This window comes from Ensifer sp. GW823-FHT05D09, from assembly GCF_058795755.1.
The window spans coordinates 176,302-193,588 of record NZ_JBXAIA010000012.1 but is presented as its reverse complement, the minus strand read 5'-3'; the positions used below and the strand labels follow the sequence as shown (position 1 = coordinate 193,588).

The window sequence follows — 17,287 nt, the reverse complement described above, 5'->3', positions numbered from 1 at the left end:
TTCGATCGCCTACCTCTATGACGGTGGCTCGTTCCAGGCTGGTATCTCCATCGACGAACTCGAAGCTGCTACCACCAAGGCTAACGGCATTGGCGTTGCAGGTATCGTTTCGGCTTCGGTCGGCGGCGTATCGTTCGACCTGCTCGGCGGCTTCGACACCGAAGTTGAAGAAGGCGCGATCCGCGCTCTGCTTTCGGCAGACCTCGGTCCGGGCACCTTCCAGCTCGCTGGTATCTGGGCTTCCGACCCGAACGCCTACTGGAATGCTTCCGAGTGGACCGTTGCTGCGTCGTACGCCTTCAAGGCAACCGACAAGCTGAAGATCACCCCCGGTGCTCAGTACTGGAGCGATCTGCGCACCGGCAACACTTTCGACAGCGGCCTCGACAAGTGGCGCGCTGGTCTGACCCTCGACTACGCGATCACCGAAGGTCTCGCGACCCGCGTGTCGGTTCAGTACGAAGACACCGACACCGTTGGCGGTGGCTCGAACGACGAGGTCAAGGGCTTCGTCCGCCTGCAGCGCAACTTCTAAGCCAAACTCGGCTTGAGTGCATGGCCCGCGGCGAGAGATTGCCGCGGGCTTCCTGGACATCACAGTTTTTTGGACAAACGAACCGAAGCTGGTTTATCGCGGCGAGCCATGACGAAGCGCTGAGCGCCGTCCGGATCAGCCGCAAACCTCTCGCCACTGATCGCCGCGCCCTGCCAGTGCAGCAGACGCAGGCAACCCTCGTTCTCGGTGATATCATCACGCAACTGCCGCGCGCCTTCATCGGCCCACGCATGCGCGACACACAGGTTCCCACATTGCAGCGTTTGCGCGCGACAGAACGCGAAAGCTCGCCACGTTCATTTGAGAAGCAATCGCTTGGTCAGCAACATGCCCGTCAGGGTCGCTTGATGGATGTGAGGAGCCGGGTCACCCTGCACCATAGATGCTGCCTGTCGGTCCCATGACTTGCGCCTTTCGCTGACAGATATACCCGAAGTGGGACGATCCCATCGACAAGGATCGGCCCGTACTCTCGTTGTCGGCCGCTTCCGCGACCCCATCCAAACGTTGCCGTGTTCACGTCGCTGTTTGAGAAAGCGCCGACAATGCTCGGTATCCAGTCAAGAGAAAACGCGGAACTGGATCGTTGCGGAAGGTTGCGTCGGCATCGCTCAACCGGTAGCACGGCACCAGGCTGACCGCGTTGCCATCTCGACGTTCCCTCAGCCATTGCATCGTGGACACCTTTTGTTCAAAAATCCACCATATCGGCAGGTGGCGGGAGCTGGTGAAGACCGAGCGCCAACCTATATTGAGCGACGTCACACCGGGTAGCTCGGATGTGTTCTGGCAACGACAAGGATAGATTTTATGAGCGAGAAATCCCCGGCCGATAATTTTCCCGCCGGCTATGAACTCCCCAAGGTCTGGACCTGGGACAAAGGCAACGGCGGCGCATTCGCCAGTATCAACCGCCCGATCGCCGGCTCCACGCACGAAAAGGCGCTGCCCGTCGGCAGGCATCCGCTTCAGCTCTATTCACTTGCCACTCCCAATGGCGTGAAAGTGACGATCATGCTGGAAGAGTTGCTGGCGGCCGGCCATTCTGAAGCAGAATACGATGCCTGGCCGATCCGCATCGGCGATGGTGACCAGTTCGGTTCCGATTTCGTCGAAATCAATCCCAACTCCAAGATCCCGGCGCTGTTTGACCATGCCCCGAAGGGCGGCGGCGCGCCGGTTCGCGTGTTCGAATCTGCGTCCATCCTGCTCTATCTCGCGGAGAAATTCGGTGCGTTCCTTCCGGCCGAGCTTCGCGCCCGCACGGAAACCTTCAACTGGCTGTTCTGGCAGATGGGCTCCGCCCCTTTCCTCGGCGGCGGTTTTGGCCATTTCTATGCCTATGCACCGATGCAGATCAAATACGCCATCGATCGTTACGCGATGGAGGTGAAGCGCCAGCTCGACGTGCTCGATCGCCACCTCGAAGGCAATCAGTTCATGGCCGGCAAGGAATACACGATCGCCGATATGGCCATCTGGCCCTGGTACGGCAACCTGGCACTCAATCAGGCCTATGGCGACGCCGGCACGTTCCTCGATGTCCAGAGCTACAGCAACGTCCAGCGCTGGACGGCGGAAATCGCCGCCCGACCTGCAGTCAAGCGCGGCCGCATGGTCAACCGCCTGAGCGGCGATCTGTCCGAGCAGTTGCACGAACGCCACGACGCCTCCGACTTCGACACGAAGACGCAGGACAAGATCAACCAAAACGAGACAGCGTAAGGAGAAACGAATGGCGAAGCTGCCTGATATGACGAAACACCGGGGTTTTCCCTACGCCATGCCAGGCACAGGCATACAATTCGTTATCCGCCGCGCCAATCCCAAAGGGGCAACGCCGATCAAGGCTTTGCCCCGCCACGCCCGGCCGGGCTCGGGAGCGCACCGCATCGATGCGGCATTCCTCCACGCCCTTTGGCACCATTTCGGCGCCGAACCGTTCGAGCGCGGCAATCTTGACGCCGCCCGGCTCAATCTCCTCTTCGGTCGCGAGGTCATGGCCGTGGAGAAGGATTTCGATCCGGTGTCCTACGAAGCCCTGCTCGTCATCAACGAACGCGTCGCCCGGCAGAGCTTCCCTGAATCCTTCGAGGACATCTTCGAAGTCTGACGCAACGACTCCCAACCTGTGCGCGCCGCCGCACAGGTCCCTTGGGCGAACCGGCCACTCGCTTGCAAACGGCGATGGTTGCTCCTTCCAGGGATCTGACTTGTGGGGAGCGCTGCGAAACTGGCAGGCTGCTGCCAAGTTGTCGGTACGTCCAAGACGGGCGTGTCTCTGGTCGGTGGTGCTCATCTTTGGCTCGCCCCCAGGAACTTCTCTGCGGAAAAGCCGGGGAAGCCGCCGCGCCCGTCAAACAAGAAGACCAATGTTACAGTTGCTGCGAGATCGATTGGATTCAGCGCGAGCGAAATCATCACTCGGCGGCGTGTCGGAATCCCATGTCGCCAGTCGTCTTCAAGACTGACAAGCCATGGAGAACAACAATGACGATCACTATTACCGCTTTTGAACGGTCACCCGATCGCGGCAGGGGGATGGCGCGTGACATGCGTGTTCGCTGGGCGCTCGAGGAAACGGGCCAGTCATACGATGTCCGTCTTGTTTCGTTCGATGCGCTGAAGGAGCCTGCCCATACAGTGCTTCAGCCTTTCGGGCAGATCCCGACCTATGAAGAAGGCGACCTTGCCCTGTTCGAGTCGGGGGCCATCGTCTTCCATATCGCCGAGCGCCATCCGGGCCTGCTGCCGGATGATGCGAATGCCCGGTCGCGCGCAATCGCATGGATGTTCGCCGCGCTCAGCACAATGGAGCCGCCCATCGTCGAGCGCGAAGTCGCCAGATATCTGGAGAGTGAGAAGACATGGTATGAGGAGCGCCTGCCTGCCGTCGAGGAACGCATCCGTAAACGACTGGGCGAACTGTCGTTCCGACTTGGCGATGCCGACTGGCTCGACGGCGCGTTCAGCGCCGGCGATCTCCTTATGGTGACCGTCCTGCGCAGGTTGGAGGGATCAGGCCTGCTGAACGATTATCCGAACCTTTCCGCCTATATCGCCCGCGGCCAGGCGCGGCCCGCCTACCGTCGTGCTTTCGACGCTCAATTGGCCGTTTTCAGCGCCGCATCGACAGACGGCTAAAGAACCGTTCTTTACCGGAAGCGGGCATCCAACGCCAAGGCGGCCCGCAGGCCGCAGCCGATCGCAGACCTGTGTCCTCACCCCCTGCCCTGATGTCTTTCGGCGCGCCTTGCGCGACGACGGCCCCGTCCTTCATGACAATGATGTGGGTGCATCGTCGTTGCGGAACCACTCGTAGTCGATGCCGATGATCGTCGTGTGGTCGATCACCCCGCCCGTCTCGACATAGCCGTTATAGAAGAACGTCCCGTAGGAATCGTCGACCGAGATATATTTCGCGTTTGGCGGAGCGACCAGACATCGTTGCAGCGGTGTCTGAATTCGTAGCCGATGACGGCCTGTTCGCAATCATAGCCATTGTAAGCTCACGCACCGACAAAGAGGTCGCGATCAATCTTCCCAAACGGACCGGCCTGTACCGTTCCGATATGGGCAATCGGCCGACAAGAATGGACTCGAAAACTCTTGCTAAAACAGTGACTGCGACGGCACGTACTTCGCACGGGGCATTGCACGGGCCCGGCGGAAATTCGAGTGGCTCATCCGCGAGACATGGCCCTCTCCAGGACGACAGACAGAAGGACGTTCGCCCCGGCGGCGACATGCTCCGGTGAGGCGTATTCGCGCGGATTGTGGCTGACGCCATCCCGGCAGGGGACAAAGATCATGACCGTTGGCACCCGTCGCGCCAGATGAAAGGCGTCGTGGCCCGCCCCGGACACCATTTCGTGGGCGGCGATGCCCATGCGTTCGGCGCTCTGTCTGACCAGCTTTGCGAGGCTCGGATCGAACCGAACGACGGGCGAATGCCAGCGAAGCTGAACGTCCAGCCCTATGGACGGGTGGGTGGATGCCAGGTCTCTGCAGCCACGCATCAAGGCATCATGCATGGCGTCCAACTCGGCCTCGTCGGGATGCCGCAGGTCGACGGTCATCTCGATGCGGCCCGGCACGACATTGATGGACCCGGGATGTGTTCGGACCTGCCCAATGGTACACCGCGCCTGCGGATCGCGCCCGCCGATTGCATGGACAAGGTCGATCATTCGCGCGAGCAGCGGCACCGGGTCTTTCCTCAGCGCCATTGGAACCGGCCCGGCATGGGTTTCTTCGCCATGCAGCGCGATCTCGTACCAGCGGATCCCCTGCCCGCCGGTTACGACGCCGATGGTCTTGCCGATGTTTTCAAGGATGGGCCCCTGCTCGATGTGCAGTTCGAGATAGCAGTCGGCCAAGCCGACATCCGGTGCCGGCTCGCGGTCATAGCCGTGGCGAACGAGCTCGTCCGCGACACGGACGCCGTCCGCATCGCTTGCGGCAAGGGCCTGCTCAAGGGGGAGGATGCCGCAGGCAACGCCCGACCCCATCATCGCCGGCTGAAAGCGGCTGCCTTCTTCGTTGGTCCAGACACAAAGGTCCACCGACCTCTCGGTCTCAAGGCCGAGATCCGCAAACGTCTCGAGAACCTCGAGCCCGGCCAGCACGCCAAGAACGCCGTCGAAACGCCCGCCGGTCGGCTGGGTGTCGAGGTGGCTGCCGACGAGAACAGGGGACGCGTCGGCATCGCGCCCTTGTCGGCGGAAGAACAGATTGCCGATCGCATCTCGCCGCAAGGCGAACCCTCGTGCCGCGCACCAGGAGACAAGCAGGGCGCGGCCCGCCTCATCTTCATCAGACAAGGTCAGCCGGCAGCTGCCATCACCTGGAATCGGGCCAATTTGCGCCATCGCCAGAAGCCTTGCCCATAGCCGCTCGCCGTCGATGCGGTGCTGCATCCGCTGTCCTCCCTGCCTCGTTCGTTTTCACATCGCCCTTCCGCGCATGGGCTGCCAGTCCCCCGCATGGGGGACTCGATGGCCCAGTCGAGCCGCACATAGGATGGCTGATCGGACAGAGACCCTCGGGAGCAGCAGATGGATATGAAGGCAGACATAAACTGGAACGCGGTCGCGCGTGCCGTCAGGCCGGAAACGCGGCTGCTGATCGACGGCAAGTTTCGTCATGCGACGAGCGGCGCGACGCTTGCTTCCATCAACCCGGCAACCGGCGAGCACATCGCCGATATCGCTTGCGGAGGCGCGGATGATGTGGATCTGGCGGCGAATGTGGCCGCCAGACGTTTCAGGGACGGTGTCTGGTCGAAGATGCCGCTGCGACGCCGCGTCGACATCCTCACCAGGTTTGCCGAACTTCTCGGCGAACATCGCGAGACCCTCGCCGTGCTGGACACGCTCGAGATGGGAAAACCCATCTCGGAAATGTGCAGCATCGACGTTCCCGCCAGCATCCTGACCATGAGGTTCATGGCCGAGGGACTGGATAAAATCGGCGGCACCTGCCCCGTGACCAACGACGGTTCGCTGCATTACATCCTGCGACAGCCACTCGGTGTCGTCGGCTGCATCACCCCATGGAACTATCCCTTGATGATGGCCGTGTGGAAGGTTGCGCCGGCGCTGGCGGCTGGAAACAGCGTGGTGCTGAAGCCCGCCGAAGACGCGTCCCTGAGTGCGCTGATGCTCGGGCGATTGTTTCTGGAGGCGGGCGGCCCCGATGGCGTCTTCAATGTCGTCCCGGGCCCGGGCGCGGTCGCCGGCAAGGCGCTGGCCCTCTCGCACGATGTCGCCAAGATCGCGTTCACCGGGTCCACGGCCGTGGGGAGGCAGATGTATCGATACGCCGCCGACTCCAATCTCAAGGCGGTCTCAGCGGAACTCGGCGGAAAATCGCCGCAGATCATCCTTGGTGACGTCGAAAACCTGGCGAAAGTCGCAGCCACGGTCGCCGATGGCCTGTTCGGCAATCAGGGCGAAGTTTGCTCGGCCGGAACCCGGATCCTGGTCGCACGGCCGCTGGAGGAGGAATTCACCGAACTGCTGCGGCAGGAGGCCCTTGCCCGCTACCGGCCCGGAGATCCGCTGGATCCGGCAACGACAATGGGGCCGCTCGTCAGCAAGACGCATCAAGAGCGCGTTGTCGGACATATCGCGAAGGCCATTGATGAAGGCGGCCGTTGCATCCTTGGAGGTGCGTCCGGGCGGTTTCCCGAGGCATCAGCCTTCGTGGAGCCGACACTCTTTACCGGGGTCGACAACGACATGTCGATCGCCCGCAACGAGGTCTTCGGCCCCGTCGGCGCCATCATTGTCCATGACGGGCCGGAACACGCGGTGGCGATTGCCAACGACAACCCTTACGGACTTGCCGCCGGGATCTGGACGACAAATCTGGGCGCTGCTCATCGGGTCGCGCGCGATCTGGAATGCGGCATGGTCTGGATCAATGGCTACATGAATGGTGACATGAGCCAGCCATGGAGCGGATGGAAACTTTCCGGCCACGGCCGCGACAAATGCCTCGACGCGCTGGTGGATTCGACCCATAGCAAATCCGTTTGGGTGACGCTCGACTGACTCTGACCTATTTGTGCAAGTGAATGACCAAGACCGCCGTGAGCAGGAGACCATGATGAAAACGTCAATCGGCAAGGCAGGAGGTGCTGCGGCGATCGCGCTTCTGACGACGTATGCGCCCGCCCCGGCTTATGCGGCAGACGACATTACCGTCATCCGGAACGCGGCGATCCACACGATGGCGCAGGACGGGGGCGAAGCGGATGCTCTGGCGATCGACGCCAAAGGCATGATCGTCTCCGTCGGCACGGAAGCCGATGTGCTGGCCCAGGCCGGACCGGATGCTCGCGTGATCGATCTCGGCGGCAAGGCCGTTCTGCCCGGTTTCCAGGATGCCCACGTCCATCTCGTCGAGGCGGGCGTCAACGAGATCCTCTGCGAGTTTGAGCCCTTCGCGACATTGAAGCAGACCCGAGAGGCGATCGAGGCCTGCGACGCCGAGACGGAGGGCGAGTGGGTGCTTGGTTCGGGCGTGGGCATGCCGCATCTTCTCGACCAGACGGATAACCCGGTGGCCGTGCTGGACGAGCTCGTGCCCGACAGGCCGGCCCTTATCCTCGACGACATCGGACATGCCGCCTGGGCCAACAGCAAGGCCCTTGAGGCGGTCGGCTATGACACGCTCGAAGGAAACCCGCCCGGTGGCATCATCCTGCGCAATGCAAACGGCAAACCCAACGGCATCGTGCTCGAGAATGCCCAGCAGAAGCTGCGCAATCTGGCGCTTCCCGATACGCCCGAAAACGAAGAATTTGCCTATGAAAGCATGCTGCCAACGCTGAAGACCTTCGCCGAGAACGGCATTACCACAGTCAGCGACGCCGGCGGGTTCTGGCCCCAGGGCCATGTGAAGGCGTGGGAGACAGCCGAGAAAAACGGGACGCTGACGGTGCGGGCGTTCAACGCCCTCTACGTCTACCCGGATCTGCCTTTCGACGAACAGGTCAAGAAGCTTGCGAAGCTCTACAGCAACGATCCGGACCGGCTTTTGAAGTTCAACCAGGCCAAGCTCTATGTCGACGGCATTCTTGAGCAGCGCACCGGTGCGGTGCTGCAGCCGTATCTGAACGGACCGGGCATCGATCACGGCTTCAACTCAGGCTTCCTCTATTTCGAAACACCGGTTTTGAATGATTACGCCCGAGCCCTCGCCGATATCGGCTTCAAGCTGCATTTCCACGTGACGGGCGACCGTGGCGCGCGCCTGGCGCTCGACGCCATCGATCAGGCGGATAAGAAGCCGGGACCACATCGCCTCACGCACCTCTACCTGCTCGACCCGGCGGACTATCACCGCTTTCGCGACACGGGAACTGTTGCGGATTTTCAGTTGGCGCCAAGCTCGCTCGATCCCGATTACATCGCCTTCATCCGCCAGTTCCTCGGCAAGCGCGCCGATCGCATGATGCCGGCGGCGAGCCTGGAAAAGAGTGGCGCGACCGTCGTGATGAGCAGTGACTTCGATGCCGATGAGCTTTCGCCGCTGGTCAAGATCGAGGCGGCGCTCGAACGCCCGAAGGAAGGTGCGGCGGACGTGCGCACCGCGGTCAAATGGATGACCGTCAATCCGGCCCGGCTCCTGAACCAGGACGACCGCACCGGAACGCTCGAGGTCGGGAAATACGCCGATCTCGTCATACTCGACAAAGACATCTTCGACATTCCCGTCAATGAGATCGGCGAGACCAAGGTCAAGGCGACGCTGCTGCAGGGTAAGCCGGTCTATGACGCGGACGGATTGTTCGCGTCAAACTGACACGCCACGAACGAACGGGGATCGGAGATCTGGCGCGCCCTCGACCGGCGCGCCATCGCCGTTACTGCCCGAACAACAACGAAAACAACTCACCCTGCGACGATATCTTGAGCTTGGAATAGATGCGCTTGCGGTGAACCTTGACGGTCTCCGGGCTGTTGCCGAGATGCCGCGCGATGCTCTTGGTCGAATGTCCCTTGAGCATCAGCCTGATGACCTCTGCCTCGCGGACGCTGACCGGCATGCTCGCAAGCCGGTCGACGACCGGCTCCTGAACATCGGCCGGCTCAACATGGCAGGCCTCGGGCCAATGCTTGCGGCAAAGGGCTGATATCACCGGCAGCAGTGCGTCAAGCGATGTCCTACCGGAAGGATCCGCATGGCGATCCTCTCGCCGCAGGCCGATAGAAAGCGCAATGCTCGTCTTCGGGCCCGCCCCGACGAGGATAGCGATCTCGTCCCGCAAGCCGGTTTCCGCGTAAAAGATCCGGTAATATTCGCTCTCCCTGAAATCATCGGGCGCGCACTCGTCGAGGCTGACGACACGGTCCCGCGGTTCGCTGGCAAAGAGGCCATAGAAAGGATCGAGCAGGTAGGCAAAGCTGAGATAGGGCGCGACGGTGCAGCGCGTGGCCTCCGCGTCGAGATCGCTATAGAGCTGGACCGGCGGCCGGTCGGTCGAAAACACCGAAATGTACAGGCTGTCGAAGCCACATGCGCCCAGGCAAAGCTGGCGCAGGGCGTCGGGAAAATCCGGTCCGCCAAGCGCTGCGACCGCTTGTGAGAGGGGCTGCACATGTTCGAAAGGAATTCCCGTCATCTGCACCCCACTCCTGAAAGCCTCGTCGCAAAGCTACCTTGCCGACCACATCCGTTTTGTCAAAGCGGCTCCTGCTGGGTGATGCAGTGAATGCCACCGCCGCCGATCGCAATCGAATCGATCCGCACTTCGCGGATCCGCCGGTCAGGGAACAGCGACTGCAGCATCCGCCGGACGGTCGTGTCCGACGCAACGCCGTAGGCCGGCATGATCACGCCGCCGTTGACGATGTAGGAATTGACGTAGGAGCGGCAAAACTTCGGATGGGTCGAGGGTGCATCCACGGCCTCGGGCACGGTAACGATCCTGATCGGCCGGCCCTTGGCGTCGGTCTGCCCCTGCATCGCCTCATAATTCAGGCGGATATAGTCGTTCCAGGGCGACTCCTCTTCGCCAGGGCTTTCCATCAGCACGACGCCCGGCGCGACAAAGACGGCAATGCCGTCCGTATGGCCGTCGGTCTCGTCTTCGAGCGGGTTGCCCGGGAGCCAGATGACCTTCTCGCCTCCGAGCATCTCCAAAAGCTCGCGCTCGATCTCGTCGCGGGTCCAATCCGGATTCCGATTGCGATTGGGAAAGCAGGTCTCCGTGGTGATGATGGTGCCCTGCCCGTCAACGCTGACGCCACCGCCTTCGGCAACCAGATTGGAGACGAAGCCGGTCACGCCCGCCTGATCGACGACGGTTTCGGAGAAGCGGGCATCCGCATCATACGGGTGATACTTGCCGCCCCAGGCGTTGAAGCGGAACCGCGTTGCAGCCTTGCCGCCATCGGCCGAGGTCAGGAAGCACGGGCCGGCGTCGCGAGCCCAGCTGTCATCGATCTCTGTTTCGACGATGTCGATCGACGGATCGAGCAGCGCTCTTGCACCGGCGATATCTGCTGGCCGCACGGCCATGGTAACAGGTTCAAACTCGCGAATGGCGTGAGCGACAGCGGCATAGTCGCGCCGCGTCGCCTCGATATCGTCCCAGACGCCGCGGCGACCCGGCCACATCATCCAGGTCCGCTTGTGCGGTTCCCATTCCGCCGGCATGCTGAAGCCGGCTTGTCTCGGTGTCTGATTGGGCATGTTCATTCTTTCTGCCTAAGGCACTTCTTGGCTATTGCAAACGGCGTCGGGCCGCTGGTGCTGTCGAATACGGATTGCGGTTTCACTCAGCCTCGGCGCGCCTTCCCATCCAGTGTCAGGATCGGCCCGTAGAGATCCGGGCGGCGATCGCGAAACACGCCCCATGAGCGGCGGTAGCGCCTGACATCGTCGAGATCGAACGTCGCAAGCAGGAAGGTTTCGTCGACGCGATTGGCTTCCGCGACGATCAGGCCGGTGTGGTCGGCGATGAAGGAGCTGCCATAAAACGTGCTGGTGGTCTGGCCATCCGTTTCGGTGCCCACCCGGTTCGACGCGATGAGCGGCACCATGTTGGCCGCCGCATGCCCCTGCATCGTGCGCTGCCAATGGCCCGAGCTGTCGAGGTCGAGGCTGTTTGGCTCGCTGCCGATCGCAGTCGGAAAGAACATCAGTTCGGCTCCGTCGAGCGCGAGCAGACGGGCCGTTTCAGGAAACCATTGATCCCAGCAGATGCCGCAGCCGATGCGGGCATAGCGCGTATCGATCGCCCGCAGGCCGGTATCTCCTGGGCTGAAGTAGAATTTCTCCTCGTAACCCGGCGCTTGAGGAATGTGGGACTTGCGGTAGTTCCAGAGGACCTCGCCGTCGGCGTCGATGACGGCGAGCGAATTGTACTGAACCGGGCCGGCCTTCTCGTAATAGGAGATCGGCAGCACGACCTCCAGTTCTCTTGCCACGGCACGGAAATGCCTGATCGCCCGATCCTCGCCGAGTGATGCGGATAGCTCCAGATGCGCGAGGTTCTGCTCCAGGCAGAAGTAGGGCGTCTGGAAAAGCTCCTGCAGCAGGATGATGCGCGCACCATCCTCGTGCGCGAGCCGGATCAGCTCCTCTGCCTTTTGAATGTTTTCATCGACATCCCAGCTGCAGGCCATCTGGGTCGCCGCGACAGTGACTTTGCTCATTCGATTGTCCTTCGCCGTTTGCGCCGTTTCAACGCGCAGCCATGAAGTCCGCCACGGAAGCGGAGATGGCTTCAACGATCTCGTCGCACTGGTTTTCCGTGATGATCAGGGGAGGCGACAGGATGATGCGATTGCCGACCGGCCGAACGATAACGCCGCGTTCGACACAGCCCTTGAAGACCTTTTCCGTAACCTTTTCATGGGCTGGCAGCGGCTGGCGCGTTGCCTTGTCGGCGACGAAATCGATACCGAGCATGAGGCCGCGGCCGCGCACGTCACCGACGATGTCGTGCTTCAAGAGAAGGCGCGCCTTCTGCTGCAGGTGGGCGCCGACCCGCGCCGCATGAGGCAACAACTGCTCGCGCTCCATGATCGCGATGTTGGTGAGCGCCGCCGTGCAGGCAACCGGGTGGCCGGAATAGGTCAGCCCCATCGAAAACACGCCGCCCTCACATTGCGGACGGCTGATAACCGCATGGATCTCGTCGGAAATCAGCGTCGCGCCGAGCGGGATATAGCCCGAAGTAATGCCCTTGGCGGAAACGAGGATGTCCGGCTGTGTCTCGTAGATCGCGTCAGAGGCAAACCATTCGCCCAGGCGACCGAAGGCGGTCACCACCTCGTCGGCGATGTAGACGATATCGTGGCGTCGGCAGACCGCCTGCATCGCGCGGTGGTATCCCTTCGGTGCCACCAGAACGCCGCCCGCTCCCATGATCGGCTCGGCAATGAAGGCGGCGACATTCTGCGGGCCGAGCTGTTCGATCCTGGTCTCGAACTCCTTCACCAGAAAATCGCAATAGGCTTCCTCGGTCATATCGGTGGGTTTGGCGTAGCAGTCCGCGGCAGAGATATGGTGGATGAAATCCTCGCCCACCTGGGAGAAGCCGTATTTGGTGCCGTGGATGCCGGTGAGACCGGCCGCCACATAGGTTGCACCGTGGTAGGCGTTGTTTCGCGATATGATCTTGCGCTTGCCCGGTTGCCCTCGCATGGCGAAGTAGTAGTGAACGATGCGAATGGCCGCATCGTTGGCCGTCGAGCCGCCGCAGGTGTAATAGACATGGTTGAGGCTGCCTGGCGAAAGGTCCGCCAGCCGGGCAGCCAGCTCGGCTGCCGGAACATTCGTCGAGGCGCCGAAGGGGTTGTAATATTCCATGTCCAGCACCTGACGGGCGATGGCATCGGCCATCTCCCGCCGGCCATGGCCAATGTTGACGCACCACAAGCCGGCGATGCCGTCGAGGAAGCGTTGCCCGGTGCTGTCGGTGACGAACACGCCTTCTGCTTTTTCGATCACCTGGCTGCCAGTCGCGGCAAAGGTCGTGAAATCGGTATAGGGATGAAGGACATGGTCGCGGTCCATTTCCCACGCGGAACGGCTGTTGAGGCGCGCGCTTTCGCTGGCACCAAGGTTGTGCTGGATCGTCATCTTCTTTCTCCGGGAGGTTTGACACGGCCGAGCCGCGTCAGGTTTTTTGTCGCGATGGGCTCAGCGCAAGAGCTTGGTCCAGACGCGGTCGTAGAGCTTGGTCACCGCAGGCGAGCAGGCGGTCAGAAATTCCGGCGTCGGTGCGTCGGCAGGTGGATTGAGTTCGGGCGCACCCGCCAGCGCCTTGTCGACGAAGGCCTCGGACCCCTTGATGCCGTTCGAATAGCGGGCGTAGTTGGTGATCATCGCGGCATTTTCCGGCGCCATGATGAAGTTGACCCAAAGCTTGGCATTTTCGAGGTTCTTCGCGCCCTTCGGCACGGCGACATTGTCCATCCAGCCGGTATAACCTTCCTTCGGATAGATGTATTCCAGCGTCGGCTTCTCGTCGCGAGCCCGCATCGCATAGCCGTTCCAGCTCATTGAGACGATGGCCTCGCCCGAGGCAAGCAGCTCCTTGGTTTCGGAATTGTAGCTCTTCACGAAGGCCTTCTGCGTCGTCAGGAGATCGAGCACAGCCTTCAGATCTTCGGGGTTGTCGTTGCAGCGCGGCTTGCCGAGATAGCGCAAGGCCATGTTGATCACGTCGTTGACGTCGCGCAGCATGTTGATCTTGCCCTTGACCGCGTCGGCGGGCTCGAACAGCGTCTTCAGCGAATGATCGGCGCCGTCGACAACGGCGCTGTCGATGACGAAGCCGGTGGAGCCCCAGGCCCAGGGCGCGGAATAGACGCGGCCCGGATCCCAGAACACGTCCCGCCATGTCTCGTCGACATGTTTGTAGTTCTCCATCTGCGAAACATTGATCGGCTCCAGCAGCCCCTCGCGCACCAGGATCGTCATCGTGTCATGCCCGGGCACGATGACGTCATAGCCGCCCGCGCCCGATTTCAGCTTTGCGAGCATGGTCTCCATCGAATCATAGGTGTCGATGTGAACCTTGACGTCGTAGGTCTTCTCGAATTTGGCGACCATTTCCGTTGGCGTGTATTCGCCCCAGGTGTAGATGAAGAGGTCGCCGGCGGCGAAAGCCGGATGGGTGGCCGCGCCGGCAAGCAATGCAGCGGACAGAATGAGCTTCTTCATGCGAACGTTCCCCTTTGTTGTTTGTTGTCAGGCGGTGGTCAATGCTTGTGGCCGATCTTGCCGATAAGGGCGGAGACGAGAACGAGAACGGTGGAGGCCCCCAGCATCAGCGTCGAGATGGCGTTGACCTCCGGCGTCATGCCGAGCCGCAGCATCCCGTAAATGTGGAGCGGCAAGGTGGTCGCGCCCGGTCCCGCTACCAGCGCGGTGATGATGAAATCGTCGAGCGAGATGATGAAGGCGAGCAGCCATCCCGAAAGCAGTCCCGGCACCAGCAGCGGCAGGGTGATGCGGGCGAAAGCGCGCGCCGGCGAGGCATAGAGATCTGCCGCCGCCGCCGGCAAGCTCGCATCCAGCCCCTCCAGCCGCGCCTTGATCGGCAGATAGGCGAAGGGGATACAGAAGACGATGTGCGCCACCAGAATGGTGACGAAACCGAGGCTGATGCCGATGGCCACGAAGAAGACCAGCGAGGCGACGGCCGTGACGATTTCCGGCACCATCAGCGGGAAGGTCAACACCACATAGGCTGCCTCTCCACCGGACGCTCGGCGATTGACGGTGGCCACGGCGGCGCCAAGCGCCAGCAGCGTTGACACAGTCGCGGCGATGACCGCGATGATCACGGAATTCAGCGCCGCGGTCTGGATGTTCTCATTGCCGAATACGGTCGCATACCAGCGGAACGAGAAACCGCTCCAGCGGCTCACCGAGCGGCCGTCGTTGAAGGAATAGGCGGCCAGAAAGACGATCGGCGCATAGAGGAAAATCAGGCAGCCGACCGAGACGGCACTGAAGCCGGCGAAGGCGCGGATGTCGCCGATGCGTGCTGTGGCTTTGACGGTTTTCATGGCTGACGAAGCTACGTTGGACATCTGTTGCTCTCCCTAGCGGCAATCGGACTTCTGCTGCCCGGCCCGACGGGCAAGCCACAGGAGCACAAGGAGCGTGAGCGTCAGCAGGATCATCGACAGCGCCGCGCCGAACGGCCAGTTGCGCGCGCTCTGGAACTGGGTGCCGATCAAGTTGCCGATCATCAGGGTCTTGCCGCCGCCGAGAATGTCGGGCGCCAGATAGGAGCCGATCGAGGGAATGAAGACGAGGAGGCTGCCGGCGACGAGCCCCGGCCGCATGACCGGCAGCACGATGCGAAAGAAGGCGATGCGACGACTTGCATAGAGGTCGTAGGCCGCTTCCAGCAGCCGGAAATCGAAACGCTCGAAGGCCGAGTAGAGCGGCAACACCATGAAGGGCAGGAAGGAATAGATGAGCCCGAGGCAGACCGCAAAACCGTTGTAGCTCAAGGGCAATGCTTCGCTGATGATCCCGAATTGCATCAGGACGGCGTTTATCGGACCATCTCCTCGCAGGACAAAGAGGAGCGCGATGGTGCGGATCAGCAGGTTGACCCAGTAGGGAATGGTGATCAGCACCAGCCAGATGTTCTTCTGCCGCTCAGGCCGGGTGGCGATGTAGTAGGCGGTCGGCACGCTGATGACGAGGCAGAGCAGCGTTGCAAGGCCTGCCTGACAGACCGAGCGCGCAACGATGATGAGGTAGTCGGGCGTGAAGGTCAGACTGTCGTCGAGAAAATCCCGCTCGAACAGGATCGACGTGTAGGCATCGGTGGTGAACGTCCACTCGACGCCGCCGTAGGGAGCTGCCTGCAGGAAGGAGTAGACGAACATGATCGCCATCGGCGCGACCATGAAGAGCAAAATGACCGCGATGGCCGGACCGAGCAGGCCGAGATCGGCAATGCGCGGCGAGACGCGCGAGGAAAGGGAAAGTTGCCGGGCGCTCATGACAGCAGCACCTTGATCGAGCCCGGTTCGAAACCCACCCCGACTTCGTCGCCGGGCGCGAAATCCAGCAGGCCGCGCAATCCACCGCGCGGCGCTCTTGCGGTCAGCGTCTGGCTCCCGGCCATGAGGTGATACTCGACCGCGTTGCCGAGATAGGTCCGGGCAACGACCCGCGCCGTGCCGCTGCACGCTTCCTTGCCGGCCTCGCGCATGACCAAACGTTCAGGACGAATGGACAGGGATACGATCTGGCCGACCACAAGCGGCCACTCGACCGACGTGCGGATGTCGGCGAAGCCCTCGACGGTCAAGGTTGCCTCGCCGCCACTGAGCCCCGAAACCCGTGCATCGAGAAGGTTGCTTTCGCCGATGAAGTCCGCGACGAAACGGCTTTCGGGATGTTCGTAGATCTCCTCGGGCGTGCCGACTTGCTGCAATCGTCCCTGGTCGATGACGGCTATCCTGTCGCTCATTGCCAGCGCTTCTTCCTGGTCGTGGGTCACGAAGATGAAGGTGATGCCGGTTTCCCGTTGCAGCGCCTTCAGCTCGAGCCGCATCTTCTGTCGGAGCTTCAGATCCAACGCCGATAGCGGCTCGTCGAGCAAAAGCAGCTTCGGCCGAGGCGCGAGCGCCCGGGCAAGAGCAACGCGCTGCCGCTGGCCGCCGGACATGGTGTCGGGTTTGCGATCGGCATATTCGGTCATGTGCACAAGCTCGAGCATGCGCTCGACCGTGCGTTCGGTTTCGGCCCGCGCAATGCCGAGCATTTCCAGCCCGAAGGCGATGTTGCGCCGAACGGTCATATGCGGGAAAAGCGCATATTGCTGAAACACGGTATTGACCGGCCGGGCTTCCGGCGGCAGCCGGCTGACATCCTGGCCGAAGATGGTGCAGGTCCCCGCGCTCAAGGTTTCGAAGCCGCCGAGGATGCGCAGAAGCGTTGTCTTGCCACAGCCGGAGGGGCCAAGCAGGGTGAAGAACTCGTTGGCGTGGATCGACAGATGGAAATTCTTGAGCGCTTCGTAGGGCCGTGCGCTGCCGGCGTTGTAGACTTTCGAGAGCCCCTTCACTTCCGCGGCGATCGTGTCCTGTCGCGCGTCGCGAAACCTGGACTTTTCCGTTGAACCTTGCATGCGTTCGCTTGAGCGCGAAATCGATAGGCTGGCACTTGTCCGCATCTGATGTTCCCCTTGTTCGGGACTGAAACTTCCCGTCTTTTCAAGGAGTATGAGGACAT

17 protein-coding genes are annotated in these 17,287 nt (G+C 61.8%); 6 read left to right on the top strand and 11 right to left on the bottom strand.

Translation table 11 applies throughout. From position 1 onward, the window contains the following. Positions 1–535 (top strand): porin (locus AC1Q80_RS27455; protein ID WP_492362484.1); only part of this gene is annotated, 535 nt, incomplete at its 5' end. 59 nt (positions 536–594) lie between these two features. Here AC1Q80_RS27455 and AC1Q80_RS27450 read toward each other — a convergent pair. Beyond that, positions 595–759 (bottom strand): hypothetical protein, encoded by a 165-nt coding sequence (locus AC1Q80_RS27450; protein ID WP_492362483.1) that lies wholly within the window; start codon positions 757–759, stop codon positions 595–597. A gap of 607 nt (positions 760–1,366) precedes the next feature. On the opposite strand from AC1Q80_RS27450, the gene yghU reads away from it, so the two are divergent. From yghU to AC1Q80_RS27435, 3 genes are all read left to right on the top strand, one after another. Continuing rightward, positions 1,367–2,281, top strand: a complete 915-nt coding sequence (gene yghU / locus AC1Q80_RS27445) for a glutathione-dependent disulfide-bond oxidoreductase (protein ID WP_492362482.1) — start codon at positions 1,367–1,369, stop codon at positions 2,279–2,281. Between the two features lie 10 nt (positions 2,282–2,291). Beyond that, the gene (locus AC1Q80_RS27440) at positions 2,292–2,669 is read left to right on the top strand and encodes a hypothetical protein (RefSeq protein WP_173422332.1); all 378 of its coding nucleotides are present in this window, start codon (positions 2,292–2,294) and stop codon (positions 2,667–2,669) included. A 377-nt stretch (positions 2,670–3,046) separates the two neighbouring features. After that, the gene (locus tag AC1Q80_RS27435) at positions 3,047–3,700 is read left to right on the top strand and encodes a glutathione S-transferase family protein (RefSeq protein WP_173422333.1); all 654 of its coding nucleotides are present in this window, start codon (positions 3,047–3,049) and stop codon (positions 3,698–3,700) included. Between the two features lie 132 nt (positions 3,701–3,832). Here the strand turns inward: AC1Q80_RS27435 and AC1Q80_RS27430 are convergent, their stop codons facing one another. Both AC1Q80_RS27430 and AC1Q80_RS27425 read right to left on the bottom strand, forming a co-directional pair. Next, complete coding sequence (locus AC1Q80_RS27430; RefSeq protein ID WP_492362481.1) at positions 3,833–4,048, bottom strand: hypothetical protein; 216 nt, start codon at positions 4,046–4,048, stop codon at positions 3,833–3,835. A 191-nt stretch (positions 4,049–4,239) separates the two neighbouring features. Beyond that, positions 4,240–5,475: a Zn-dependent hydrolase gene (locus tag AC1Q80_RS27425; protein ID WP_492362480.1), complete on the bottom strand. Its 1,236-nt coding sequence runs from the start codon at positions 5,473–5,475 to the stop codon at positions 4,240–4,242. 138 nt (positions 5,476–5,613) lie between these two features. Between AC1Q80_RS27425 and AC1Q80_RS27420 the strand changes: the two genes are divergently transcribed. Both AC1Q80_RS27420 and AC1Q80_RS27415 read left to right on the top strand, forming a co-directional pair. After that, positions 5,614–7,113 carry an aldehyde dehydrogenase family protein gene (locus AC1Q80_RS27420; RefSeq protein WP_492362479.1) on the top strand — a complete coding sequence of 500 codons (1,500 nt, stop codon included), beginning with the start codon at positions 5,614–5,616 and terminating at the stop codon, positions 7,111–7,113. Positions 7,114–7,165: 52 nt separating this feature from the next. Further along, on the top strand, positions 7,166–8,869 hold the full coding sequence (locus AC1Q80_RS27415; protein WP_492362478.1) for an amidohydrolase: 1,704 nt from the start codon (positions 7,166–7,168) through the stop codon (positions 8,867–8,869). Between the two features lie 61 nt (positions 8,870–8,930). On the opposite strand, the gene AC1Q80_RS27410 is transcribed toward AC1Q80_RS27415, so the two are convergent. The 8 genes from AC1Q80_RS27410 to AC1Q80_RS27375 all read right to left on the bottom strand — a co-directional run bounded on the left by AC1Q80_RS27410 (position 8,931) and on the right by AC1Q80_RS27375 (position 17,183). Then, positions 8,931–9,689 (bottom strand): helix-turn-helix transcriptional regulator, encoded by a 759-nt coding sequence (locus AC1Q80_RS27410; RefSeq protein ID WP_492362477.1) that lies wholly within the window; start codon positions 9,687–9,689, stop codon positions 8,931–8,933. 59 nt (positions 9,690–9,748) lie between these two features. Then, the gene (locus tag AC1Q80_RS27405) at positions 9,749–10,768 is read right to left on the bottom strand and encodes an agmatine deiminase family protein (protein WP_492362476.1); all 1,020 of its coding nucleotides are present in this window, start codon (positions 10,766–10,768) and stop codon (positions 9,749–9,751) included. Between the two features lie 80 nt (positions 10,769–10,848). Further along, a complete protein-coding gene (gene aguB, locus AC1Q80_RS27400; RefSeq protein ID WP_492362475.1) occupies positions 10,849–11,727 on the bottom strand; it encodes an N-carbamoylputrescine amidase in 879 nt (292 codons plus the stop codon). Positions 11,728–11,755: 28 nt separating this feature from the next. After that, positions 11,756–13,159: an aminotransferase gene (locus tag AC1Q80_RS27395; protein WP_492362474.1), complete on the bottom strand. Its 1,404-nt coding sequence runs from the start codon at positions 13,157–13,159 to the stop codon at positions 11,756–11,758. Between the two features lie 60 nt (positions 13,160–13,219). Continuing rightward, a complete protein-coding gene (locus AC1Q80_RS27390) occupies positions 13,220–14,245 on the bottom strand; it encodes an extracellular solute-binding protein (protein WP_492362473.1) in 1,026 nt (341 codons plus the stop codon). Between the two features lie 38 nt (positions 14,246–14,283). Continuing rightward, the gene (locus AC1Q80_RS27385; protein WP_492362472.1) at positions 14,284–15,120 is read right to left on the bottom strand and encodes an ABC transporter permease; all 837 of its coding nucleotides are present in this window, start codon (positions 15,118–15,120) and stop codon (positions 14,284–14,286) included. A gap of 12 nt (positions 15,121–15,132) precedes the next feature. Further along, on the bottom strand, positions 15,133–16,050 hold the full coding sequence (locus tag AC1Q80_RS27380; protein WP_492362471.1) for an ABC transporter permease: 918 nt from the start codon (positions 16,048–16,050) through the stop codon (positions 15,133–15,135). After that, positions 16,047–17,183, bottom strand: a complete 1,137-nt coding sequence (locus AC1Q80_RS27375; protein ID WP_492362470.1) for an ABC transporter ATP-binding protein — start codon at positions 17,181–17,183, stop codon at positions 16,047–16,049. Before AC1Q80_RS27375 ends, AC1Q80_RS27380 begins: the two co-directional genes overlap by 4 nt. Positions 17,184–17,287: the final 104 nt, after the last annotated feature.